Annotated in this window: 21 protein-coding genes; 14 read left to right on the forward strand and 7 right to left on the reverse strand. The window is 43.1% G+C overall.

The features are described from left to right. Positions 1–97: 97 nt before the first annotated feature. Together F0145_RS15360 and F0145_RS15365 are read right to left on the reverse strand one after the other, a co-directional pair. Positions 98–985, reverse strand: coding sequence for a carbon-nitrogen hydrolase (locus F0145_RS15360; RefSeq protein WP_150089466.1), 888 nt, complete (start codon positions 983–985; stop codon positions 98–100). A gap of 146 nt (positions 986–1131) precedes the next feature. Further along, positions 1132–2058: a glycosyltransferase family 2 protein gene (locus tag F0145_RS15365; RefSeq protein ID WP_150089468.1), complete on the reverse strand. Its 927-nt coding sequence runs from the start codon at positions 2056–2058 to the stop codon at positions 1132–1134. Positions 2059–2432: 374 nt separating this feature from the next. Between F0145_RS15365 and F0145_RS15370 the strand changes: the two genes are divergently transcribed. The 8 genes from F0145_RS15370 (at position 2433) to F0145_RS15405 (ending at position 9047) form a co-directional block, all read left to right on the forward strand. Further along, positions 2433–2894: a hypothetical protein gene (locus F0145_RS15370; RefSeq protein ID WP_150089470.1), complete on the forward strand. Its 462-nt coding sequence runs from the start codon at positions 2433–2435 to the stop codon at positions 2892–2894. Between the two features lie 160 nt (positions 2895–3054). Next, positions 3055–3609: a hypothetical protein gene (locus F0145_RS15375; RefSeq protein ID WP_150089472.1), complete on the forward strand. Its 555-nt coding sequence runs from the start codon at positions 3055–3057 to the stop codon at positions 3607–3609. Between the two features lie 198 nt (positions 3610–3807). Further along, positions 3808–4161, forward strand: a complete 354-nt coding sequence (locus F0145_RS15380; RefSeq protein ID WP_150089474.1) for a nuclear transport factor 2 family protein — start codon at positions 3808–3810, stop codon at positions 4159–4161. Between the two features lie 158 nt (positions 4162–4319). Then, positions 4320–4766 carry a DinB family protein gene (locus F0145_RS15385; RefSeq protein WP_150089476.1) on the forward strand — a complete coding sequence of 149 codons (447 nt, stop codon included), beginning with the start codon at positions 4320–4322 and terminating at the stop codon, positions 4764–4766. 55 nt (positions 4767–4821) lie between these two features. After that, entirely contained in the window at positions 4822–5388 is a 567-nt protein-coding gene (locus F0145_RS15390) for a DUF4256 domain-containing protein (protein WP_150089478.1), read from the forward strand. 264 nt (positions 5389–5652) lie between these two features. After that, on the forward strand, positions 5653–8244 hold the full coding sequence (locus F0145_RS15395) for a DUF5686 and carboxypeptidase regulatory-like domain-containing protein (RefSeq protein ID WP_150089480.1): 2592 nt from the start codon (positions 5653–5655) through the stop codon (positions 8242–8244). Between the two features lie 34 nt (positions 8245–8278). Next, positions 8279–8611, forward strand: coding sequence for a hypothetical protein (locus tag F0145_RS15400; RefSeq protein WP_150089482.1), 333 nt, complete (start codon positions 8279–8281; stop codon positions 8609–8611). Positions 8612–8786: 175 nt separating this feature from the next. Beyond that, positions 8787–9047 (forward strand): hypothetical protein, encoded by a 261-nt coding sequence (locus F0145_RS15405; protein ID WP_150089484.1) that lies wholly within the window; start codon positions 8787–8789, stop codon positions 9045–9047. Between the two features lie 12 nt (positions 9048–9059). Here the strand turns inward: F0145_RS15405 and F0145_RS15410 are convergent, their stop codons facing one another. From F0145_RS15410 to F0145_RS15420, 3 genes are all read right to left on the reverse strand, one after another. Beyond that, positions 9060–9536, reverse strand: a complete 477-nt coding sequence (locus F0145_RS15410) for a hypothetical protein (protein WP_150089486.1) — start codon at positions 9534–9536, stop codon at positions 9060–9062. Positions 9537–9846: 310 nt separating this feature from the next. Continuing rightward, positions 9847–10749, reverse strand: coding sequence for an EamA family transporter (locus tag F0145_RS15415; RefSeq protein WP_223816105.1), 903 nt, complete (start codon positions 10747–10749; stop codon positions 9847–9849). 270 nt (positions 10750–11019) lie between these two features. Continuing rightward, positions 11020–11853, reverse strand: coding sequence for an ion transporter (locus F0145_RS15420; RefSeq protein ID WP_150089490.1), 834 nt, complete (start codon positions 11851–11853; stop codon positions 11020–11022). Between the two features lie 129 nt (positions 11854–11982). On the opposite strand from F0145_RS15420, the gene F0145_RS15425 reads away from it, so the two are divergent. Beyond that, positions 11983–14463 (forward strand): bifunctional UDP-N-acetylmuramoyl-tripeptide:D-alanyl-D-alanine ligase/alanine racemase, encoded by a 2481-nt coding sequence (locus F0145_RS15425; RefSeq protein WP_150089492.1) that lies wholly within the window; start codon positions 11983–11985, stop codon positions 14461–14463. 44 nt (positions 14464–14507) lie between these two features. On the opposite strand, the gene F0145_RS15430 is transcribed toward F0145_RS15425, so the two are convergent. Then, positions 14508–15056: a lipocalin family protein gene (locus F0145_RS15430; protein WP_150089494.1), complete on the reverse strand. Its 549-nt coding sequence runs from the start codon at positions 15054–15056 to the stop codon at positions 14508–14510. Between the two features lie 787 nt (positions 15057–15843). Here F0145_RS15430 and F0145_RS15435 point away from each other — a divergent pair. Both F0145_RS15435 and F0145_RS15440 read left to right on the forward strand, forming a co-directional pair. Beyond that, the gene (locus F0145_RS15435) at positions 15844–16431 is read left to right on the forward strand and encodes a hypothetical protein (protein ID WP_150089496.1); all 588 of its coding nucleotides are present in this window, start codon (positions 15844–15846) and stop codon (positions 16429–16431) included. 36 nt (positions 16432–16467) lie between these two features. Further along, a complete protein-coding gene (locus F0145_RS15440; protein ID WP_150089498.1) occupies positions 16468–18639 on the forward strand; it encodes a cation:proton antiporter in 2172 nt (723 codons plus the stop codon). Between the two features lie 84 nt (positions 18640–18723). On the opposite strand, the gene F0145_RS15445 is transcribed toward F0145_RS15440, so the two are convergent. Beyond that, positions 18724–19431: an SIMPL domain-containing protein gene (locus F0145_RS15445; RefSeq protein ID WP_150089500.1), complete on the reverse strand. Its 708-nt coding sequence runs from the start codon at positions 19429–19431 to the stop codon at positions 18724–18726. 112 nt (positions 19432–19543) lie between these two features. Here F0145_RS15445 and F0145_RS15450 point away from each other — a divergent pair, with 112 nt between their 5' ends. The 3 genes from F0145_RS15450 to F0145_RS15460 all read left to right on the forward strand — a co-directional run bounded on the left by F0145_RS15450 (position 19544) and on the right by F0145_RS15460 (position 23080). After that, positions 19544–19804, forward strand: a complete 261-nt coding sequence (locus F0145_RS15450; RefSeq protein ID WP_394349594.1) for a FeoA family protein — start codon at positions 19544–19546, stop codon at positions 19802–19804. 6 nt (positions 19805–19810) lie between these two features. Then, on the forward strand, positions 19811–21964 hold the full coding sequence (gene feoB / locus F0145_RS15455; protein WP_150089502.1) for a ferrous iron transport protein B: 2154 nt from the start codon (positions 19811–19813) through the stop codon (positions 21962–21964). Between the two features lie 327 nt (positions 21965–22291). Further along, entirely contained in the window at positions 22292–23080 is a 789-nt protein-coding gene (locus tag F0145_RS15460) for a polysaccharide deacetylase family protein (RefSeq protein ID WP_150089504.1), read from the forward strand. The last annotated feature ends 141 nt before the right edge of the window (positions 23081–23221 follow it).

The raw sequence follows: 23221 nt of genomic DNA on the forward strand, positions 1-23221 counted from the left end.
CAGTTATCAGTAAACAATAATCAGTTATCAGTTATGGAAAAAATATTAGATATCTCCCGCATAACTGGCTACTGATAACTGTTTACTGATAACTGTTTTAATCCTGGTCGATAAAACGTTTGGTAATAGGTTGGTACGAATCGATGCGACGGTCGCGGAGGAATGGCCAGTGTGTACGGTAGTCGTCGCTTTTGGCTAAATCCAGTTCTTCTACGTGCAGTTCTTCCTCATCGTGCGAAGCCTGGTACAGCAAGCGCCCAAACGGGTTAGCAATAAAGGAGCCGCCCCAGAAACGCATATCGCCTTCTATGCCTACCCGGTTAACGGCTACCACGGGTACGCCGTTGGCTACCGCGTGGCCGCGCTGAATGGTTTGCCAGGCCTGGTATTGCTCGTTGTTGGTATCTATTTCCTGTAATTTGTGCCAGCCAATTGCGGTTGGGAAGAATAATATTTCGGCACCCATTAAAGTAGTAATGCGGGCGGCTTCGGGATACCACTGGTCCCAGCAAATAAGCACGCCTATTTTTGCGTATTTGGTATCGAATACTTTGTAGCCTAAATCGCCGGGGGTAAAATAAAATTTCTCGTAATAACCCGGGTCGTCGGGGATGTGCATTTTGCGGTATTTGCCCAGGTAAGTGCCATCCGCATCGAGCACGGCCGTGGTATTGTGGTAAATGCCGTTGGTGCGTTTCTCGAACAAAGAAGCAATAATCACAATATTGAGTTCGGACGCTAAAGCACTTAAGGTATCGGTAGAATGACCGGGTATTTTTTCGGCCAGTTTAAAGTTATCGTACGATTCTACGTCGCAGAAATAAAGCGAGGTAAATAATTCTTGGAGGCAAACAATTTGTACGTTTTGCTGCGCCAGTTCGCGAATGCGGGCAATGGCTTTATCTAGGTTTTCCTGGGGCACCGCCGAACACGACATTTGCACCAGGCCTACCCGCACTTTATTTTCTTTGGAGTTTAATGACATGTAGGTACTTAAAAATTACAGGTTAAATTCAGGTTTGTTTGACTTACCCTAAAGGTAAATTCGCTCTGAAACAGTATTTGCCCGCAATTTAGTTCTGAATTGCCAGAGTATACTAAAAAATATTAATAGCAGCGTAACCAGATGCTTTAGCCGGTAATATTGGTGTCGTTAATAATATATAAAGGGCGGTTGCGCACATTGTCGCTGAGGCGGCTAATGTATTCGCCAATAATGCCAATGGAAATGAGCTGCACACCACCCAGAAACAGCACACTCAGCATCAGCGACGACCAGCCCGGTACATAATCTTTTATTACAAACCGTGAATATAAGGTGTACAGCATTAGTAAAAAGGCAACGCCCGAAACCAGGAACCCGCTGATGGTGGCAATTTTTAACGGCAGGTTCGAAAAAGAAGTAATCGCATCTAACGCTAGCCTTATCATTTTACGATAGGTGTAGCTGCTTTCGCCGCCGGCGCGTTCGGGCCGGTCGTATTCCAGGTAAGTCTGACTAAAACCAATCCAGGAAATCTGGCCCCGGATAAATTTATGTTTTTCGGGCATTTGCTTCAGGGCATCGGCTACTTTGCGGCTGATAATCCGGAAATCGCCGGCATCCAGCGGAATAGAAATATGCGTGATGCGGGCGAGCAACCGGTAAAAATAGCGGGCCGTAATTTTTTTGGCAGCACTTTCGCCGTTGCGGGCCCGGCGTTTGGTGTATACTACTTCGTAACCTGCCTGCCAACGGGCATATAAATCTTTAATTAGTTCGGGCGGGTCCTGCAAATCGCCGTCCATTATTATTACGGCTTGGCCTTGGGCTTTATCGATGCCGGCGCTTACGGCTACCTGGTGGCCAAAATTGCGACTAAAATCGATATATTTTACCCTTGGTTCTTGCCGGGCCAGTTCCCGAATCAGCGATAAAGACGTATCGGTGCTGCCATCGTTTACAAAAATAAGTTCGTAATTACCAGTGAGGTTAACCAGTACCTCGCGGAGCCGGCTGTGCAGGGGCAAAATATTAGAGGCTTCGTTATAAACCGGAATAATTACGGATATATTCAAGGTTAAGCTTTTTAAAACTTAAATATAAAGCTTTTGGGGTAATATTAGGAAACCGGCCTGCCAGATTGCGGCTAATTAGCCGGAGTAGCTGCTTTTGGCAATAAATATTAATAAGAAGCAGGTGTGGTTTTTTTTAACCGTTGCGCTAAGATGCCGTTGCCACCAACTAACCTGTATAGGGTTGATTTGCAATAGCATATTTATCAGGGGCCAAAAATGGTTCAAACAGGAAAGCAATATTCTAGCTTTCCTTTTATACTTGTTTATATATATAGTATATTCGTTAGTTTAGGCGCGTTTATATCTTAGGAAATGGATGGCTAAACGCACCACTTACGTTTATAAACAAGTTAGGGCACATTTAAAATAGAAAAATGTTATTAGGAATATTAAACTTGCTTTATTTTAGAACAAAGGAAAGTATGGACCCAATAACTAATAATGAATCCATTAAGTCCAGAGTTTTTAAATTCTTCAAGTTTTATTTCATTATCTGCATTGTAATTCCGATTGCATTTTTAATCGGATTTTATATTTATGCTCCCTTTGAATTAGCAGGACTAATTACAGAAATATTCCGGACCATAGGTTATAAAGGAGTAATCATATTTTATCTGCTACTTTTCTTTTTGACTGAATCTCTATTCAATATAAAACTTGTTACTTTTTTATTTCAAGTTCCAATGGTATTAACCCGACCAAGCCTTTTAAGAAAGGAAAGAAGGAAAAAAAGATTAATAGAATTAAAAGAAAACTTGTACGGCTTTCTATATGGAATGATTAGAATTAGCTTGAAAATGGCTTTAATAATAGCTATAATAGATACAGTAAAATAAAAATAACGTGCCCTAACAAAAGCTATACGGCAGCTGGGCTTTATTACGGCTGTTGCTATATTGCTTTCTGCAAGCGGTCATCCGGTCGACATGTCCTGCGGACTGTCTCCCAGCCGACCGCATAGCCGGGAACCGTTATACTAAATTTTAAGAACAGAAAGTGGATTTAGACGACTTTAGTTGGCATCAACAAATAGAGAAAAAAATAGCTCTTAGATTAGGGCTTTCAGACCTAACAGTTGGACCCCAAATAATAAGGGATGAAAAAGGTTGGAGAGACAATGAAATTAGAATAAAATATATTTGGATTGCTACTGTAAGTCGCTCTTTTGTTGGAAATGGTGGAGTTTTTAGTTTAAAGTTCGAAGAAACTTCATTCAGAGAGAAAAGAAATCCGGCACGATTAGTACAAGGAGTATTTATAACAGGACAACAGGCTCAAATACCTCATATTTACTTTGAGGAAGAACATAAAAATTTTACAGACAATATTAAAGATTTAAAATCCTGGGACTTATTTGAGCCCAATAATGGAATAGCTCTTGATGGTGTGTCATATAGGTTTCATGTATTAGCTTTAAATTCAGATGTAACAATTACATTAAATAATCCTCAAAGTGAACCTTGGAAGAAATGGGAAGATAATATTTGGGACCTGGGGAAGAGACTTTCTGCAAATTCTAAAACACAAGAACTTATCGGACTTTTTGAATAAAAAACTTGGTACAACACAAGCTAAAAAGCATTAAAACGCTTCTTAGCCGCGGCCCGTTAGACAGCACTTTATAAGCATTGTCTATATTAACCTTCAAATAAAGTACCAGGTACAATTTTATTGGAGCTGGTTTTAGCGCTTTAAAAATTATTTAGCATAATTGTAAAGATAAATTAAACCTAGCATTAAAAAATCTGCATGGTAGAAAATAATAAAGTTATACTGGAAAAGGCGAACGAAGCTATTACTAAGGGTGATAATGAAGGGTTTCTGTTTTTCTGCAACGACGACACCGAATGGACTTTTGTAGGTGACCAGACCTTACACGGGAAGGAAGCCGTTCGGCGGTATATGGCCACGGCGTACCTGGAACCACCCAAGTTTATGGTTGAAAACTTAATTGCCGAAGGTGATTTTGTTACAGCCCTCGGCAAAATCAGTCTAAAGGATAGTAACGGAGAAATGGCTGATTATTCGTACTGTGATGTCTGGCAGTTTCGGGATGGTAAGCTGGCTAAATTAACAGCTTTTGTAATCAGGATTGATTCTTAGGAGAAACCACCAACCTGGCAATAATAACCGGCTGTAATTACCTTTAGTTGTAACTAGCTACGAATTAAATTAACGCCTGGCAAAAGCTGTGGCGCATACACGCACCGGAGCTTACCCCTTAGTACTAAGCAAAATATATATGGATTTTGAATGCCAATATGAATTTGTTAAATCAGCGCGGGAAGTTTTGCTGGAATATTGCCAAACCATATCCCCATACAAACTTCTTAGTTGAGAATAGCGCATTCGGGAGGGGTAGTATTCGGAATTTATTAGTGCATATTGGTAATACCTACGAGTTCTGGATTGGCACCCATGCCTTGCATAAAACTATAAATTTTACACCCTATAACGCTGTAACCAATGCTTTAGCGGCCAAAGAATATTTTCTTACAATAGATGCTCTTACAGAGCAGTTTATGCAGGTTTATTCTAGAGAACCCAATAAGGAAATTGAAATAAATATTAACGAGAAAATTTTTCTGGCAAGTCCTTTAAAATTATTCACGCATGTAATAACGCACGAATTTCATCATAAAGGCCAAATTCTTTCTTTAAGCCGACATTTAGGATATGTGCCGGTTGATACCGATATTATCAGGTAATATTGTTTGCTGCTAATAAAAGCTTTCTGGCAGCCAGACTTAAAATACAATAGTAATGATAGATAAAATGGATTTGCTACCACCAGAACAACAGGAAGAACTATTCAGCGTATTAAAAACCCGTTTCCAGAAAAACAAGAACCGCCACCCAGGTATTGCCTGGGCAGCAGTACAAGCAAAACTGGAAGCTAATCCGGAAAAACTATGGTCGCTTAATGAAATGGAAATAACGGGCGGCGAACCGGATGTGGTGGGGCAGGATAAAAACACGGGCGAATTTATTTTTTACGATTGTGCCGCCGAAAGCCCGAAAGGCCGCCGCAGTGTTTGTTACGATCGCGAAGGGCTGGAATCAAGGAAAGAACATCAGCCGGCAAATAATGCGATTGATATGGCGGCGGCTATGGGCATTGAACTATTAACCGAAGAACAATACCGGGAACTGCAACAACTCGGCAACTTCGATACCAAAACATCGAGCTGGGTAAAAACACCGGCTGAGATTAGAAAGCTCGGCGGGGCGCTCTTTTGTGATCGCCGCTATAATCATGTTTTTGTGTATCATAACGGTGCTCAATCTTACTATGCCGCCCGGGCGTTTAGGGGTGCGCTAAAAGTTTAAATATTGCCACTGCAGCCAGCCGTGCACAACCTTACCGGCCTGGTAGCAGTTATATAAAAATTTTTATAGGCGGGCAACGTTTAACAGAATAAAAGCTTCTTGTTTATAGATAACGTCATAACTTATCGGAAATAAATATTGGGAAAAGGTAACTTAGTTCCCCGCCTAAGTTTAGGAGGGGTTAGGGGTGGTTGTTTTCTTAGATTAATTCCGGCAAGTGCTGTTGCTGGCTATAGTAACTTGTAGCTTTTTGGGGTGGCTTTTATGTTTAAATATATTCTTTTATTTCTTTTTTGTTCTGTTTCGTTAGTTGGGCAGGCAACCGTACTAAAGGGCCGGGTTACCGATGAAAACGGCGAAGCCTTACCTTTTGCCACCTTGTATATTAAAAATACTACCATTGGCACTGCCACCAACGAGCAAGGATATTACCAGATAAACCTGGAGCCCGGCTCTTACCAAATTGTGTTTCAGTACGTAGGTTACCGGGCTAAAACCGAAACGGTAGAAATTTCCGAAGCCGAAGTAGTGCGCAATGTATCGCTGCAACTGGATGTTTTCAGCCTGAAAGAAGTAGAAATTAAAGCCAACGAAAAAGACCCGGCTTATGCCATTGTAAAAGCCGCGATTAGTCGCCGCAAATATCACCTGAACGAAGTACTGGCTTATAATTGCCGCGTATATACCAAAGGTATGGGCCGCCTGACCAATGTACCCAATAAAGTGCTGGGCGTACGGGTAAACGACCTGAAGCCCGGTATTGTGTATTTGTCGGAATCGGTGAGCCAGTTGAGTTTTAGGCAACCTAATAAAATGCACGAGCGCATGATTTCGTCGAAGGTCAGTGGCGATTCTAAAGGGTTTAGTTTTAACCGGGCTTCGCGCGTAACTTTAAATTTTTACGAAAGTTTATTGCGGGTGCAAGGCCTAAGCGAGCGGGCTTTTGTGTCGCCGATAGCCAATAATGCTTTGTTGTTTTACCGCTATAAATTAATTGGCGCTACCCAGGAAAACGGCCAGTTTATCAATAAAATTAAAGTAACGCCCATTCGCCGCAACGATCCGGCTTTTGAAGGCTATATTTATATTATTGATGATGAGTGGCGGCTCCACAGCCTCGATTTAAAACTAACCCAAGCCCACCAGATAGAATACGCCGATACCTTGCGCATCCGGCAAAGCTTCGGGCCGGTAGCGAATAATATCTGGATGTTGCTGTCGCAGAAATTAACCCTTAACTTTGATTCTTTTGGGTTTAAAGGCAATGGTTATTTTACCACGGTTTACTCCAACTACAAAGTAGAACCCGCTCACCGCGCTGCTCCGGAACCAACCGCAACTGCACCAATTGCCGCTGCCCAACCCGAGCCCCAAAATATTCCTGCGGAAAGCAAACTGGCCGCCCGCAAAAAAGAATTTAAACGCCGCCAAAAAGCGCGGGCCGATGCTTTGTTTAACAAAAAAGAATTTAAAAGCGAGGTAATGGTGGTGGAGAAAGACGCCAACAAGCGCGACTCGACTTACTGGGATGAAATTCGCCCCATTCCGCTAACGGAAGAAGAACAAAAAGATTACGTAGTAAAAGACAGTATAAAGGTTGTGCAGGAATCCAGGCCTTACAAAGATTCGCTGGATAAAAAGAGCAATAAATTTGAGGTAGCTAATTTGTTTTTATCGGGGTACCGCTACCGCAATACTTTTAAAAGCTACAGTTATGCTTTAGACCCGCTCATTGCTTTTCCGGAAGGCTCGTCGTTGGTGCAGTACAATACCGTAGAAGGCACCGTAATTAATGCCCGCGTGCAGTACCAGCACTGGAACGAAGAAACGAACAAAAATTACGAAATAACACCTACGCTCCGGTACGGCTTTGCTAACCAGCGGTGGCAAGCCCAGGTGCGCTATAATTACGACTATAATCCTTTAAAATTCAGCCAGGTTTCGGGGGGCTTTGGCCGGTTTGTAACGCAGTTTAATAACTCCGACCCGATTGGCCCTTTCTGGAACAGCCTCTATACCTTAGCGCGGGAGCAGAATTATCTGAAATTATACCAGCGTAATTTTATTACCGCCAACCACCGCACCGAAGTAGCCAACGGTTTATTTATTATTTCGGGCGTAGAATACGCTGACCGCAGCCCGCTCCAGAATGCCGCTGATTATACTTTAAAAGATTACCCAAACCGGCAGTTTACGAGCAATATTCCGGTAAATGCCGAGTTAGCCGATGCTTCTTTTACCCGCCACCAGGCCCTGCTGGCCAGCCTTACGCTCCAGTTCCGGCCCGGACAGCGGTACATTAGCCGCCCCAACGAAAAATGGGTGCTGCGTTCGCGTTATCCTACGTTCCGGCTCAACTATACCAAAGGTTTTAATAATATATTAGGCAGCGATGTAAACTATGATCGGGTACAATTGGGTGTAAACGACCGCTTAAATTTTGGTTTGGTAGGCAACAGTAATTACAGTGTGCAAGCCGGTACTTTCTTAAATAAAAAGCAACTGTATTTTATGGATTACAAGCACTTTGGCGGCAACCGCACTATTTACGCCGGCAATTTTGGGGGCTTCCAACTGCTCGATTATTACCGCTACAGCACCGCCCACGCCTACCTCGAAGCCCATTTCAGCCACGAGTTTAACGGCTTTATCTTTAACAAAGTGCCTTTGTTCCGGAAGCTGAAGTGGCAGGAAGTAGTAAACCTGAATTATTTACGCACCGAAAAATCGCAGAACTACCTGGAGGTAGGCGTAGGCGTAGAACACATCTTTAAAATATTGCGGGTCGATTTTGTAACGAGTTTCCAGTCGAAAGAAAAAGTAGGTTCGGGCATCCGGATTGGCTTTGGGTTTTAATTAGTTAGGCTGAAGCAAAAATTGAATTAAATTAATGTTGATTCTTATTCTGGAAATAATAATTTCTGTTGCATTGCTATTATATCCGATAACACAAGTCATCAGAAGAGGAATCAGACGCAAAGAAAAAATTTCTGGCTCTATAAAATGGGGTTCTATCCTTTCTATAATATTTGGAATATACTTGTGGCTCAAGAATGGCTTAACTTTAGATTATGGAACAGCAGAAGAGATAATTGAATCCAAAGCCGAGATCATGTTCTACTTTGGGCTATCTAATATAATTCTCGGACTCTTGATAATACTGATTTTGGCGATTGGGTGGATTTCTAGAAAAATAACAAAGCCATTGCCCAATAACAGCTAAAAAGTATAAAGGCGCCTTTTAACAAACTGTTGCCGGTAACAACCATGAATTTTGTTTAGCTGCAACTTCCGTTAAGCTTAATATTTTCTGCAAACAAAAAAGGTAAATATTACTTAACCCAACTTTTTTTACCTAACGCCCGTTATATGATTTTTGCCACAGTCGAAACAAAACTATGAAAAGAATATTGCATATAAACCTGATGCTGGCTTTGGTGGGCACGTTAGCTTTTAGCTGCGGCACCAAGCAGAATCCGCGCGAAGATTATCCGGAAGGAGAAAAAGGTACTTCAGAAGCTATTGTGGGCGAAGACCCTAACTTAGCCCAGCCCCGGCCGGCGCCTATTGGCGATACGGCCGAAACAAAAGAACAAGCCGACCAGTTCGGTGAGCACAACGTCCAGAACGTTGATTCCGCAGCAAGAGGCCTGAAGTAATTCAGGCTTTTTTTATGATTTATTTATTTGAATAGTGGCTTGCGGGGTTCCGTTAGAAGTGCCCGGATAAGGCATAACCGCCTTAAGAATTAATTCATAGGAACCATTATTCTCTAACTGCAGCATTACCGTATCGGCGGTTTGGTTTCTTTTGTTCCGCGAATCGTTGGCCATAAAATCGCCAATAAATAAACGTAAGTTTTGCTTTTCGGCACCTTTGGCTTGAATGGTAAATGAAGCAACAGCGGCTCCCTGCCGCACGCACATCGCATTGGCCGGACACCGGCTGTCGTCGAGTTGCGTAAAAATAATTTCGCCCAAAACTTTTTGGTTTTCACCGGTTAAGGCGAGCTTCTGGTTTAAGCTTATCTCAAATGCGGTATTTAAGTTAGTAGCCGCAGCCGGTATTTTCTGTGATTGACATTGCCCCAATAATAGCCCGGCACCGGCGAGCAACCCAATAATATTCCGGCGAAAGTGAGGCATCATAGCAGTAGAACTAAAAAGTATAAACAAGATATTTTTTTATATGGCCGCAGCAAATTTAGCAAACAGGCCGCGCTGCAACCGCAGAAAAGTTTGTTGGTTAATTTATGCAACGTAAATAATCCCCTATCAATTTGAAATTGCGTATTAACTTCTTTATTAATATTTTCTCAGGAATCTGCACGCAACCCTGTCATCCCACCCAATGCTGTCATTCTGCAGAATGACAGCGTAGGTAGGTACGGCCTTTGCTTTATTTTAAATCATATCAATCATTTGATTTTGGTATTGTATATCTTCGGATGCCAGCCGGCTAAGCTGATCGTAGTTTCTTTTTATTTTTAAACTTCAGGTTATACAGAATAACCGATAAAAATATTAAAGCATAGGCCAATCCTTTGTGCAGGGTAGATTCCTCCCGGAAATACAGAAAAGCCATTATAAAATTAATAATCGGGTTTATGTACATGAGAATGCCAATGGTGCCGGATTTTAGTTCGGTGAGGGCATACAAGTTCAAAAACAGCGGAATAATGGTAAAGCCTACGCTGAGAATGGCTATTACCCCAAAAAAGTAGTAATCGGCGCCCAACGTGTGGCCGGCGTTAAAATAACTATAAAAGGGCCCCATCAGGGAAAACGAAACCAATAACTGCAAAGTAAGCAGCACCATTTTATCGTAATCTTTCAGGATGCGCTGGGTAATCAGGTAAAAAGCATAACTGGCCGCTATTAATAAACTGTACAACAGGTTTAGCACCGCGCCCGTGCCCAGCATAAAGCAACTAAGTAAGCTAATAAATATAGCCACCCACTGGTTCTTTTTCAGTTTTTCGTTGAGTAGCAAATAACCCAGCAAGGCCGTTAAAATAGGGCAGAGCAAATACGAGAAAGAACCCGTCTGAATATCGATGTGGTTGATAACGTAAATAAATACAAACCAATTAACCGTGAGCAAAGCGCCGCCTAAAACGGTAAAGGTTAAAAATTTGGTTTTTTCGGCGGAGGTAGCCAGTTTTAACGCGGCAAAGGTTTGGGCTATGCTTTTCCGCCGGAACAAAGGCATAATGCCCAGCAGTATCAGCACCGAGCATAAAACCCGGAAGTATAAAATCTGTCCGCTTGGGTAGGCTGCCAAGGCTTTTAAAGGGAACGGAATAAATCCCCAGATTACAAAAGCAACAATACCGGCCCCGTAATATTTATTTAGTTTCAAAATAATACTATTATCAAATTAAAAATGCGCCTAAGTTACTTTATTAATATCTTCTCAGGAATACCCCCTCACTCCCGTCATTCTGGAAGAATCTTATTCGCAGGTAACCGATAAGATTCTTCCAGAATGACGGCGTTGGGAGGCACGGCCTTTGCTTTGTTTTTAAGCGCAGCAATCATTACAGTTTGAAGACTGTAAAATTAGCAGTTTAGGCGCTAATTATTAGTTAAAGAAAAAACTTGCCGTAATAATTCCTTTGTTAAAAGCCGTTTATAGGGGCGAGCCGCAGTTGTTACAGAATTTAGCGCCGGCTTCGTGGTTTTGTTTTAAACAGTTGCTGCAAAACAAGGCCGTGCTGCTGAGGCCAGGATTATCTGGTTGCCGGTTTACGTTGGCAATTTCTACCGTAACAATACCCGTGGGTATAGCAATAATGCCGTAGCCCAGCAGCATTACCAGGCCGGCTAAAAATTGGCCCAGCGGGGTTTGCGGGGCAATATCGCCGTAACCCACAGTAGTAAGTGTAACAATGGCCCAGTAAATACTTTTGGGAATGCTGGTAAAACCGTTTTCGGCACCTTCTACCACGTACATCACCGACCCGATAATAATTACGAGCGTCATTACAGTGCCAATAAAAACTAATATTTTGGGTAAACTGGCCCGCAAGGCGGTTGTAAGTACCCGGCCTTCTTTTAAAAAATGCGTTAGCTTAAAAATACGGGCAATCCGGAGCAGGCGCAGCACCCGCACTACCAGAAAATATTGGGTACCCAAAATAAATAAACTGAGGTAAGTAGGCAGCACCGATATTAAATCTACCAGCCCAAAAAAAGAAAAAATATACCGTTTGGGTTTTGGGTAAACCCAAACGCGCAGCAGGTATTCCAGGGTAAATAAAATGGTATAAACCCACTCCATGTTCCGGAACTGAGTAAAATATCGCTGGTTCAGGTAAGAAACACTTTCCAGAATTACGGTTATTACGCTTAGTAATATTACCACCAGCAGGGCCACATCAAACAGCTTGCCGGCAAAGGTATCGTTCTGAAAAACAACGGGGTAAAGCCTGGTTCTTAACCTGGCTAAATAATTGGAACGCATGGGGTTTTCGTAAACTTTACCGGTAGGTAAACTAGGTAAATATAACCAATAACAAGAGTAATTTTTAACGGGTTTAAACCTTTCCTGAACTGTTTAGTACCTTTGTTCCGGAACCGACACACTGCTTACATGCTTACTTCCAGAATTGTTGCTGGTATTATTCCGGCCCAGGTACTGCAATATACGCAAGATTACACGGCACAGCACTTACTCACCGATAGCCGGAAAATGTTGCACCCGGCCAGTTCGGTATTTTTTGCCATTAAAGGCGCCTTCCATAATGGGCATACATACGTGCCGGTTTTGTACGCCAAAGGCGTCCGGCAGTTTATCTTGGAAGATGTCTTGTATATTCCGGAAGTAAAATCGGTAGCAGATTTAAATATTCTGTTTCCGGAGGCTAATTTCTGGCAGGTAGAAAGCAGTTTGCGGGCGTTGCAGCAACTAGCGGCTTACCACCGCAGCCGGTTTAGTTTGCCGGTTTTTGCTATAACGGGCAGCAACGGCAAAACCATTGTAAAAGAATGGCTGGCCCAGTTGTTAAGCCCCGATGAACTGGTTTGTAAAAGCCCGCGCAGTTATAATTCCCAAATAGGCGTACCCTTATCGGTGTGGCAACTAAACGAGCATCATACCCTGGGCATATTTGAAGCCGGCATATCCAAACCCGCCGAGATGGAATATTTGCGCCCCATTATTAAACCAACCTATGGCATTTTTACGAATATTGGTTCGGCCCACAACCAAGGTTTTGCCTCGCGCCAGCAGAAAATAGCCGAAAAGCTAAAACTGTTTACAGAAGTTGAATTATTGTTTTATTGCCAGGACCACACCAGTATTCACGAAGCGGTGCAGGCACAAGGCTTACCGGCTTTTACCTGGTCGAGGAGCCAACCTGCTAATCTGCAAATTATTAGCTGCCGCGTGGCGGGCGGACAAGCCAATATTACTTTCCGGTTTGCCGGCGAAGAGCAAGGTTTGTTATTACCGTATGCCGATGAAGCTTCTATAGAAAATATGATGCATTGTCTGGCGGTTTTGCTGTGGCGCGGCCTGCCAATTGACGAAATTCAACACCGTTTAAATAAATTATTACCGGTAGCCATGCGCCTCGAAATGAAAGAAGCCATTAACAATTGCTACCTCATAGACGATACCTACAACAATGATTTAGCCGGTTTGGGAATAGCCCTGGATTTATTGTTGCACCAGCCCCGCCAAGGTAAAAAGACCTTAATTCTCTCGGATGTGCTGCAATCGGGCTTAAGCGACGAAATATTATACCGCCAGGTAGCCGACGTGGTTAAATCTAAAAAAATAGACCGGTTAATTGGGATTGGTGCCACCATAAGCCGGCACCAGGATAAATTTGAACAGGAAAGCCAATTTTATACCGACACTGACGAGTTTTTAAATGATTTTAAACCCGATAATTTCCGGAACGAAACCATTCTGGTAAAAGGCGCGCGAATATTTCAGTTTGAGCAAATTGTGGCGGTTTTTCAGCGTAAAGTACACGGTACGGTGCTGGAAGTAAACCTGGATGCGCTGGTACATAACTTAAATTATTACCGCGCCAAACTGCAGCCCGCCACCAAAATAATGGTAATGGTAAAAGCTTTTGCGTACGGCAGCGGCTCTTACGAAATTGCCAATATACTCCAGTTCCACCGCGTAGATTATTTAGCCGTAGCCTACACCGATGAAGGCGTACACCTGCGGGAAAACGGCATTAGCCTGCCCATTATGGTCATGAACCCATCACCGGATAGTTTTGCCAAAATTCAGCAGTATCACCTCGAACCCGAAATATATTCGCTGGAAATATTGCAGGCCTGCCTCGCAGCCACGCAAAATAAATCGCAGCCGCTAAATATTCATATAAAACTTGATACCGGTATGCACCGGCTTGGTTTTACACCCGAAGATTTAGCAACCGTAGCGCAAATATTAAAAGCTGCCCCACAACTTCGGGTAGTTAGTACTTTTAGCCATTTGGCCGGTGCCGACGAAGCCCTGCACAACAGTTTTTCGCAAGAGCAGGTTAAGCAATTCCGGGAAATGGCCGCCCAACTGGAAGCCGGTTTGGGTTATCCGGTGCTGAAGCATATTTTAAACTCGGCGGGTATTGTGCGTTTCCCGGAACACCAGTTAAATATGGTGCGGCTGGGTATTGGCTTGTACGGCGTAGAGGCCACCGGGCAGGAACAAGAAGGCTTGCGCACGGTGGGTACCCTTAAAACCACTGTATCGCAGGTAAAAGAAGTGCCGGCCGGCGAAACCGTAGGCTACAGCCGGCGGGGCGTTGCCGCTACTCCCAAAAAAATAGCCACTATTGCCATTGGCTACGCCGACGGCTATGATCGCCGGTTTGGCAACGGGGTAGGGCAGGTTTGGGTAAACGGCCAGCTAGCGCCCATTATTGGTAATATTTGCATGGATATGTGTATGGTAGATGTTACCGGCTTAAGCGTACACGTCGGCGACGCTGTTGAAATTTTTGGCGAACACCGGAATATTACCCAACTGGCGCAAACGATTGGTACCATTCCGTACGAGTTGCTCACCAATGTAAGTGCCCGCGTAAAACGAATATTCTTTGCCGCGTAAATAATTGTAATTAAAGCCTGCCTGAAATTTTCTATAGCTAGCCGCTAATCGCAGCTTTGGTCGGTTTTACGCAAACGACTTACATTAAACCCTTTTTCGGCGGTTTCCTGCACTAACTTGGCGTACAAAGTAGGCGCTATTACAGGCGTGCGCGATAAAATCCATAAACTTTCCCGGTCGGGGGTGCCTACTACCACGTAAGAATAATCGTCGGCCAAATCCAGAATCCAGTAATCGCCGTTGAAAGGCCAGAAAAATTGTACTTGCAGTTTGCTGTTGTTACTGCCCGGCACAGGAAACGCTTTGCCGTTAATGCTGGATAATTTTCCGGTGGGTTTGTTTTTCCGGCAGGCGTTAAACACCTCTACGTAACCGGCGGGGTTAACTTTGTATTCGGCGGTAGTGCAATGGCAGCCTTTCTGAAAACGCTGCGGGAAAGCGGCTATTTCGTACCATTTACCAGCGTAGCGGTCTAAATCAACGGACGGAACGGTGGCCAAGGGTGGGTAGGTTTTGGTTTGGGTAAGCAGCAGGTAAGTGGCACCCAGGGCTACTAAACCGGCCCCTATTATATATTTATTTCTAGTAATCATAACGTATGTTTATTCCGGGTTAATTAAAAATTAAGTAGCCAGAAAATTTAAAGTATATATAAATAAAAGTGCTGGAAGCTTCCTTCCTGTTTAGGAGGCGCAGTAAATATTTACCTGTTATTTTTTGCCTACTTAGTTTGTACTTGTACTTACCTAAAACAGATTCGGGTGAACAAAAGCCAGAACGGCCGTTTACTATTTATAAACGCGGCCTGAAAATGAACAAACCTGATAGCGCGTAAAAGGTTTGCTCATTTATAAAAACAGGCCTTGGTTTACTTATCCTTTTTTACACAATTAGGTACTTTTTTACCGTCTTTGGTTTTCATACCATCTTTTTGGTAACCATCCCAGCAAGGGTCTTTTTTAGAACTATCTTTCTTATTTGCCATAATCCAAATATTATTAGTTTCTCAAGCATACGTTTAGAAAAGGTAAATCGGTTTATTTTAGAATAAGGCGGGGCTGTTAATAAAATACAGATAAGGGGTGAACTAGCCGTAATAATTTCGGTACTTGCGGGCAGCATATTTAGAAATATTGCTGCAACGGGCGTTTCTTCAGAAGCGCTGGGCAGGGTAGCCGCCCAGGCCGGTTTGTAACCGTTGCGCCAGAAAATAGGTACTTATACTTAGTAAGGGTTTGGCGACTATGCATCCTGCGCCTTATTTTTGCCTGTGATGCAAAGAGAAACCACCCTATTGGGTACCTGATTATTAACCTTATTATTAGAAACGCGCTGTTCTTTTTCTATTTTATTTAAATTACCTAAAACCAATTCTCGCTCATGAAATGGCCCCATTATTTACCGCTACTGTTTATTTTAATGTTGTTTGGCTGCGGCATCCGCGAACGGGAAGAATTGGTGCAAAAACGGGAAGCGGCGCTGGCCCGGAAAGAGCAGGAATTATTGGTAATGGAAAATAACCTGCAACTAAAAGAAGCAGAACTGATGAAGCGGGAACAGCAACTTAAAACCGCCCAAAAGCCGGATACCTTAGCACAACCAATAGCCGGAGATATTAATTTGGCGCTGGTTGGTGCCTGGAGTGCCCGCATGGTTTGTACCGAAACCACTTGCTCGGGGTCGGCGGTAGGAGATACCAAAACCGAAACCTGGGAGCTGTCTTACCAAAATAACCTGGTAATTGCCAAAGCCATGACCGGTGAAAACCTGGCCCGGATTTATACGGGTACTTACCATAATAATTTGCTGGAATTAACTGAAAACGTAGAACTTACTGCCGCCAGCCCGGCCACTAAAATGGTGGTTAGGCTTACCTTGTTAAACCCAACCACCCTGGTAGGGCAAAGAGAAATTATTCGCGCCGGCGACTGTAGAATTGTGTACGATTTGCAGTTGAATAAACAGTAATTAAGACTACCTAATACCACCTCTTAAGATAAAAGAATGATATTGTTAAGTGAATTAAACTTCGAGTTGCCTTTACGTAACCCGATTATCATATTTTCGCTGGTACTTTTTATCATATTATTTTCGCCTATTTTATTTAATAAAATAAAGGTGCCGCCTATTATTGGGCTAATTGTAGCGGGTATTATTATTGGGCCATACGGCTTAAATTTATTGCTCCGCGATAGCAGCATTGTGTTATTTGGTACCGTAGGGTTGCAGTACATTATGTTTACCGCCGGTTTAGAAATAGACCTGGAAGAATTTAAGAAAAACCAATTCAAAAGCTTAGTATTTGGGCTTTATACTTTTCTTATTCCCATGGTAATTGGTACGGTGGCGGCTTATTACATTCTAGGGTTTAATATTCCTTCGGCTATTTTGCTTTCCAGTATGTTTGCTACCCACACGTTGCTGGCCTATCCTATTACCAGCCGTTACGGCATAAACCGCATTAGGGCCGTTACGCTTACCATTGGAGGCACCATTATTACCGATGTGCTGGCGCTGCTGGTTTTAGCGGCTATTGTGGGCATGTACAAAGGCGATATTAGCAGCGCCTTCTGGATTAGGCTGGCCGTTTCGTCGGTAATTTTTGCGGCTATTGTTTTCTTTATTTTCCCGTTAATTGCCCGCTGGTTCTTTAAAAAGTTCGACGATAATATTTCGCAGTATATTTTTGTATTAGCCATTGTTTTTCTGGGTTGTTTCCTGGCCGAAGTGGCTGGTTTAGAGGCTATTATTGGGGCTTTCTTGTCGGGCCTGGCTATAAACCGGTTTATACCCCATACCTCTCCGCTCATGAACCGCATCGACTTTGTGGGCAACGCGCTATTTATTCCTTTCTTTTTAATTAGTGTGGGCATGCTGGTAGATTTTAGTGTACTGTTTAAAGGATTTGGAGCGCTTAAAGTAGCCGCCGTTATGATTGCCATGGCTGTGGCCGGTAAATATTTGGCAGCTTTGCTTACCCAAAAAACTTTTAAGCTGGCCAACAACGAACGGCAAATGATTTTTGGCTTAAGCAATGCCCGCGTGGGCGCAACGCTGGCCGTAGTTTTGGTGGGTTATAACGTAATATTAGGCGAAACGCCTTCCGGCGAACCCATTAGGCTACTGAGCGAAGATGTGCTTAACGGCACCATTTTAATGATTTTGGTTACCTGTACGCTTAGTTCGTTTACCGTAGAAAAAGCCTCGCAGGAGATTGCCCTCCAGGAAAGTGCCAAGCAGGATGTTGCCGCCGACGAACCCGATGAGAAAATATTAATATCGCTGGCTTACCCCGAAACTGTAAATAACCTGGTTGATTTAGCTTTGCTGATAAAGCCGCACAAAAGCAAAGCCCCGGTTTATGCCTTACATGTTCGGGACGAACAGGATGAGCCGGAGGCTTCTGAAAGTAAACAGGCCACGGGCAAGAAGATGATGGAAAAAGCCATTAACCATGCCGCTGCTACCGATAATACCATTGTGCCGCTCAACCGGTTCGATTTAAATATTAGTAATGGCATTATTTATACCATAAAAGAGCACAACATAACCGATTTAATTATGGGCCTGCACCGGCTGGCCCACGCTGGCGATGGTTTTTTTGGACCCGTAACCGAAACAATATTAGAACGTACGCCCGAAACCATTTTTATTTATAATGCTGCCCAGCCCATAAATACCCTAAACCGGATAGTAGTGGCCGTGCCGCCAAGAGCCGAGTACGAGCAAGGCTTTCAGCATTGGTTTAACCGCATCCGAACCATAGCCAAGGGCACCGGGCTGCCGTTATTTATTTACGCCGAAGCCAGAACTTTAAGAATACTGCAGCAACTAAACAGCAGCGATAAAGCGCCTTTAACCATTGTTTTTGAGCCTTTCGATAATTGGCAGGAATTTTTAATTTTTAGCCGCGAAGTAAAACCCGACGATTTATTTATTATTGTTTCGTCGCGCAGGGGGCACCTGTCTTATCACCCCGAAACGGAGAAGTTGCCTTATTACCTCACCAAATATTTTAAACAGAATAGCTACATTATTTTGTACCCGGAACAATTGGAAGGCCTTACCAACCCTAACCTGCGGTCGCTGGAAGAAAATGCCGAACTGATAGATAAAGCCGGCCACTACATGCGCAATATTTTTACGCCCGGCGAACCCCGCAACGAAAAGTCGTAGATTAGCAGATATAGCGGGTAATAAGAAGTTAGGCTTTTATTTGCTGTTGTTCGTACCTGGCTGAGGCCCGGTGCGTTCGTAGTTTTATTTGAGGGTGAATTTTACATTGATGTTAGTGGTAACATTAATTTTTTCAAATTCTATTTTTGGAGATTCTTCTTTAAGCTTACCTTGAGAGGAATAACCTCTAACTACAACCCCCTCAACTCGGCCTTGAAGTTGTTGCCTTACATTATAGGCTTCATTGTCTATAATATGAATAGCCGGCCCAATGGTTTGCTTCAAAGGTTTTGTTAAGGCAACCGCTCTGGCTCTGGCATTTTCCATGGCCATGGTCCGCATCATATTCTTAATTCCTTCCAGGTTCGAATGGTCAACTCTGTCTATAGAAGTGTTAGAAATTTCCAGCTTTTCTAAGCTAATAAATACCTGGCTGGCTGTGCCTGCATCACCAACTTTTAAGATATACTGCTTAGATTTTAATACATCTTTACTCTTTAGCAAATAATTTCTGAAGTTGCTAACCATGTCGCTTGTGGTTAAAGCTTTTTCAATGGGTATTCCCAGGTTCTGCAAAGCATTTACCATTTTGGCTTCCTGTTCTTCAACAGAAGATTTGTCCTTAGTGTCTTTTTCTGTAATAAGAATTTTTATATAAATTTCATTGGGTGTTACTAAGGTGTCGGCGCTACCTGCAACTTCTAAATAAGATTGGTCCAGAAAGTTCTTTGTTTGGGCTTGGCTTATAAAAGTAGTAAGCAAGAAAATTATTGTTAAGGAAAGTTTTCCCATAAATTAATAAGTTGTTTTAGATGCCGCGCAAGTATTATATGAGAGTAACAGATTAGTTATTACAAAATAAAAACATATTTTGGAATAACCCGGAACACCTTGTAACTTGCAGTTGTTTGTAATAAGTCTAAATAAGCGAGAAGTGCAGGAACCCCAGCGAAGTGTCAAAGATTTAAGAATAGGCGAGAAAGGCGTTATTGGCCACCTGCGCGATCCGGAAATGTCGTTGAAACTGCTCGAAATGGGTTGTATACCCGGCACCGAAGTAAAGCTCAACAGCAAAGCCCCTTTGGGTGATCCCATAACCATTATTGTTAATGATTATACCCTTTCTTTGCGTTTAGACGAAGCAGAAAACATTATGCTTAAGTAGCAGTCTATGACAGAAGTGATCGGTTCGGTAGCGGCGGCGCCAGTAAAAACACCTGTAAAAAATAATATCTCCCGGATTGCCCTAATCGGTAATCCTAACTCCGGTAAGTCCTCTTTGTTTAACCAGCTTACCGGCCTTAACCAGAAAGTAGGTAATTTCCCCGGCGTTACCGTCGATAAAAAAACCGGTTCTTGCCACCTGACGCCCCAGCACAAGGCCCAGATAATTGACTTACCCGGCACCTACAGCCTTTATCCCAAATCGCTCGACGAGAAAGTAATTATAGATTTACTGTATAACAAAAAATCGGCACTATACCCCGATGTGTTGGTTATTACGGTAGATGCCTCTAATTTAAAACGGAACCTGCTGCTGTACACGCAATTGGCAGATTTAGGTATTCCGGCCGTGCTGGGCCTGAACATGACCGATGTAGCCGAAACCCACGGGGTTAAAATAGATGTGGGGCAACTGCAACAGGATTTAGGTGTGCCCGTAGTGCCCATGAACGCCCGCAACGGCGTTGGAATTACGGCACTTAAAATTCTGGTATCGCGGCAACTCGAAAAACCGGCCAAATCTTTTTACGAAATACCCGAAGAACTCATGGTGCTGGTGCGCCAGATTAGGTATTATTTTGAGCTGAAAAACGACTACCTGGCGCTGCACTACGCCCACCAATACAAAAAACTGTCGTTTTTAAGCGAAGCCGATAAAAGCTATATCGAAGATTTGCGGCAAAAGTACGGGTTTGATTCTAACACCTTGCAAGCCGCCGAAACCATCGAGCGCTATACTTTAATTAATGATTTGCTCTTGGATTCGGTAAAGGTAACCCGCGCCGAATCGAACGAAAAATTCAGCAACAAACTCGACCAGGTTTTAACCCATAAAGTTTGGGGCTATTTAATATTCTTCGGGGTATTATTTATGATGTTTCAGGCCATTTTTGCCTGGGCCACTTACCCCATGGACCTAATTGATACGGGCATTGCTTCTTTAAATGCTTTTATCCAAAGCAAATTTGATGGGCCACTGGTAGATTTACTTACCGAAGGCGTAATTGCCGGTTTGGGTGGCGTATTAATATTTATACCCCAGATTGCTTTGCTCTTTGCATTTATTGCAGTACTCGAAGAAACCGGTTACATGGCCCGCGTTACGTTTATGATGGATAAAATCATGCGTAAATTTGGCCTGAACGGAAAAAGTATTGTGCCGCTTATTTCGGGTGTGGCCTGCGCGGTACCCGCCGTAATGGCCGCCCGCAATATTGATAACTGGAAAGACCGGATGATTACAATTTTTGTAACGCCGCTCATGAGCTGCTCGGCCCGGATTCCGGTTTATACCGTATTAATTGCGCTGGTGGTACCCGAAAAATATTACCTGGGCTTCCTGAATTTGCAGGGTATTGTGCTGATGGGTTTATATTTACTAGGTTTTTTAGCGGCAATATTTTCGGCTTTGGCCATGAAACTGATTCTGAAAGCCAAAGAACGCAGCTATTTTATTATGGAGTTTCCGGTGTATAAAATGCCCCGGTGGCCTAATGTGGGCTTAACTATTATTGAGAAAGTAAAAGCTTTTGTGTTTGAAGCCGGTAAAGTAATTGTGGCGATATCGGTTATATTGTGGGTAATGGCTTCTTACGGACCGGGCAATGCGCTCGAAGTTGCCGAAACAAAAGCACAACAGGAAGCCGCTGCTAAAAACTTATCCGAAGACGAAACCAGCAGTTTAGTTTCGTCGCACCAATTAGAGTCTTCTTACGCCGGTGTGTTTGGCCGGGCCATTGAGCCGGCCATTCGTCCGCTGGGCTTCGACTGGAAAATAGGGATTGCATTGCTTACTTCTTTTGCGGCCCGGGAGGTTTTTGTGGGCACAATTTCTACTATTTACAGCGTGGGCGATGAGGAGAATATTAGTACCATTAAAGAAAAATTATTAGCCGAAAAAGATGCCGCCGGTAATCCGTTTTTTACGCCGGCCCGTGCTTTTTCGCTATTGATATTTTACGTGTTTGCCATGCAGTGTATGAGTACGCTGGCCGTGGTTTACCGCGAAACCAAATCCTGGAAATGGCCTGTTATGCAGCTTATTTACATGAGCGGCCTGGCTTACGTTAGTTCCTATATTGTGTATCAGTTATTTAAATAAAGAATAAGTTCTTACTTAACTGATGTTCTTCAAAAATTTGTCAGTCTAAGCAGTCCACCTTTGTCATTCAGGAGGAAACTTGTTGGCTACCTGCTAAATAGGTTCCTCCTGAATGACAGGAATGGACTGCTCAGAACCCTCTTTTAAATATTGCGGAATAGCAGTTCCAGGTAATCTGATAGCTTTTTAACCTAAATATTACGGGCGCGAACAATCTGTTCGCGCCCGTAATATTTTCTGAGTTTTCAGTGTTAAATAAAAATCAGCATAAGTTAATTCTAGCGTAAATATTGTATTTTGGTATCCCAATATTTTATTTAAAACAAGATGTTCCTGAAAAGAACCTTTACTTTTTTACTGTGCTTATTTAGTTTATCGCTGCAAGCACAAGATTGGAATAAAAAGCAATGCGCGGTAGTGCTTACTTACGACGATGCCTTAAACGTACACCTGGATAAAGTTATTCCGGCCCTGGATGCTTTAGGTTTAAAAGGTACATTTTACCTCACGGCCTCTTCGGCGGCTTTTACCAAGCGACTCAACGAATGGAAAAAAGTAGCGGCGAATAAACACGAGTTAGCCAACCATACGCTTTACCATCCTTGCGACGGCAGCTTGCCCGGCCGCAGCTTTGTAAGCCCAGAATACAACCTGGCTACATATTCTGTGCGGCGGTTAACCGATGAAATAAGAATGACTAATGCAGTGCTGCAGGCCATTGATGGTAAGCAGGAACGCACCTTTGCTTATCCGTGCGGCGATACCAAAATTAACGGTGTTTCGTTTGTGGATGCGATTAAAGGAGATTTTATTGCGGCCCGCGGGGTAAAAGGCGAAATGGTAAGTAAAAGCAACCCTGATTTATACAACATCGGCAGTTTCATGATTAACGGCCAATCGGGTGAGGAATTGATAGAACTGGTTAAAAAAGCCATGCAAACCAACAGCATGTTGGTATTTCTTTTTCACGGCGTAGGCGGCGAGCATAACTTAAATGTGTCGTTGGAAGCCCACAATCAACTATTACGTTTCCTGAAAGATAACGAAAAGAAAATTTGGGTTCCTACTTTTGTAGAAGCCACTAAATATCTGAAAACTTCCGGAGCGGCTAAATAAGTAATTTCTAACTTATACTACTTTGAAATAATAACTGCACTATAAGGTAGGTTTTTGTCATCCTGAGCCTGTCGAAGGATCTATAAAAGCATTACAAAAGTGTAGATTTAGATGTTTCGACAGGCTCAACATGACGCGATA

Source organism: Adhaeribacter rhizoryzae, from assembly GCF_008629685.1.
Taxonomy (GTDB): Bacteria; Bacteroidota; Bacteroidia; order Cytophagales; family Hymenobacteraceae; genus Adhaeribacter; species Adhaeribacter rhizoryzae.

Coding starts and splice junctions, on each gene's coding strand:
- F0145_RS15360 (WP_150089466.1), bottom strand. CDS start 985: ATGTCATTAAACTCCAAAGAAAATAAAGTGCGGGTAGGCCTGGTGCAA.
- F0145_RS15370 (WP_150089470.1), top strand. CDS start 2,433: ATGTTATTAGGAATATTAAACTTGCTTTATTTTAGAACAAAGGAAAGT.
- F0145_RS15380 (WP_150089474.1), top strand. CDS start 3,808: ATGGTAGAAAATAATAAAGTTATACTGGAAAAGGCGAACGAAGCTATT.
- F0145_RS15385 (WP_150089476.1), top strand. CDS start 4,320: ATGAATTTGTTAAATCAGCGCGGGAAGTTTTGCTGGAATATTGCCAAA.
- F0145_RS15390 (WP_150089478.1), top strand. CDS start 4,822: ATGATAGATAAAATGGATTTGCTACCACCAGAACAACAGGAAGAACTA.
- F0145_RS15395 (WP_150089480.1), top strand. CDS start 5,653: ATGTTTAAATATATTCTTTTATTTCTTTTTTGTTCTGTTTCGTTAGTT.
- F0145_RS15400 (WP_150089482.1), top strand. CDS start 8,279: ATGTTGATTCTTATTCTGGAAATAATAATTTCTGTTGCATTGCTATTA.
- F0145_RS15405 (WP_150089484.1), top strand. CDS start 8,787: ATGAAAAGAATATTGCATATAAACCTGATGCTGGCTTTGGTGGGCACG.
- F0145_RS15410 (WP_150089486.1), bottom strand. CDS start 9,536: ATGATGCCTCACTTTCGCCGGAATATTATTGGGTTGCTCGCCGGTGCC.
- F0145_RS15420 (WP_150089490.1), bottom strand. CDS start 11,853: ATGCGTTCCAATTATTTAGCCAGGTTAAGAACCAGGCTTTACCCCGTT.
- F0145_RS15425 (WP_150089492.1), top strand. CDS start 11,983: ATGCTTACTTCCAGAATTGTTGCTGGTATTATTCCGGCCCAGGTACTG.
- F0145_RS15430 (WP_150089494.1), bottom strand. CDS start 15,056: ATGATTACTAGAAATAAATATATAATAGGGGCCGGTTTAGTAGCCCTG.
- F0145_RS15435 (WP_150089496.1), top strand. CDS start 15,844: ATGAAATGGCCCCATTATTTACCGCTACTGTTTATTTTAATGTTGTTT.
- F0145_RS15440 (WP_150089498.1), top strand. CDS start 16,468: ATGATATTGTTAAGTGAATTAAACTTCGAGTTGCCTTTACGTAACCCG.
- F0145_RS15445 (WP_150089500.1), bottom strand. CDS start 19,431: ATGGGAAAACTTTCCTTAACAATAATTTTCTTGCTTACTACTTTTATA.
- feoB (WP_150089502.1), top strand. CDS start 19,811: ATGACAGAAGTGATCGGTTCGGTAGCGGCGGCGCCAGTAAAAACACCT.
- F0145_RS15460 (WP_150089504.1), top strand. CDS start 22,292: ATGTTCCTGAAAAGAACCTTTACTTTTTTACTGTGCTTATTTAGTTTA.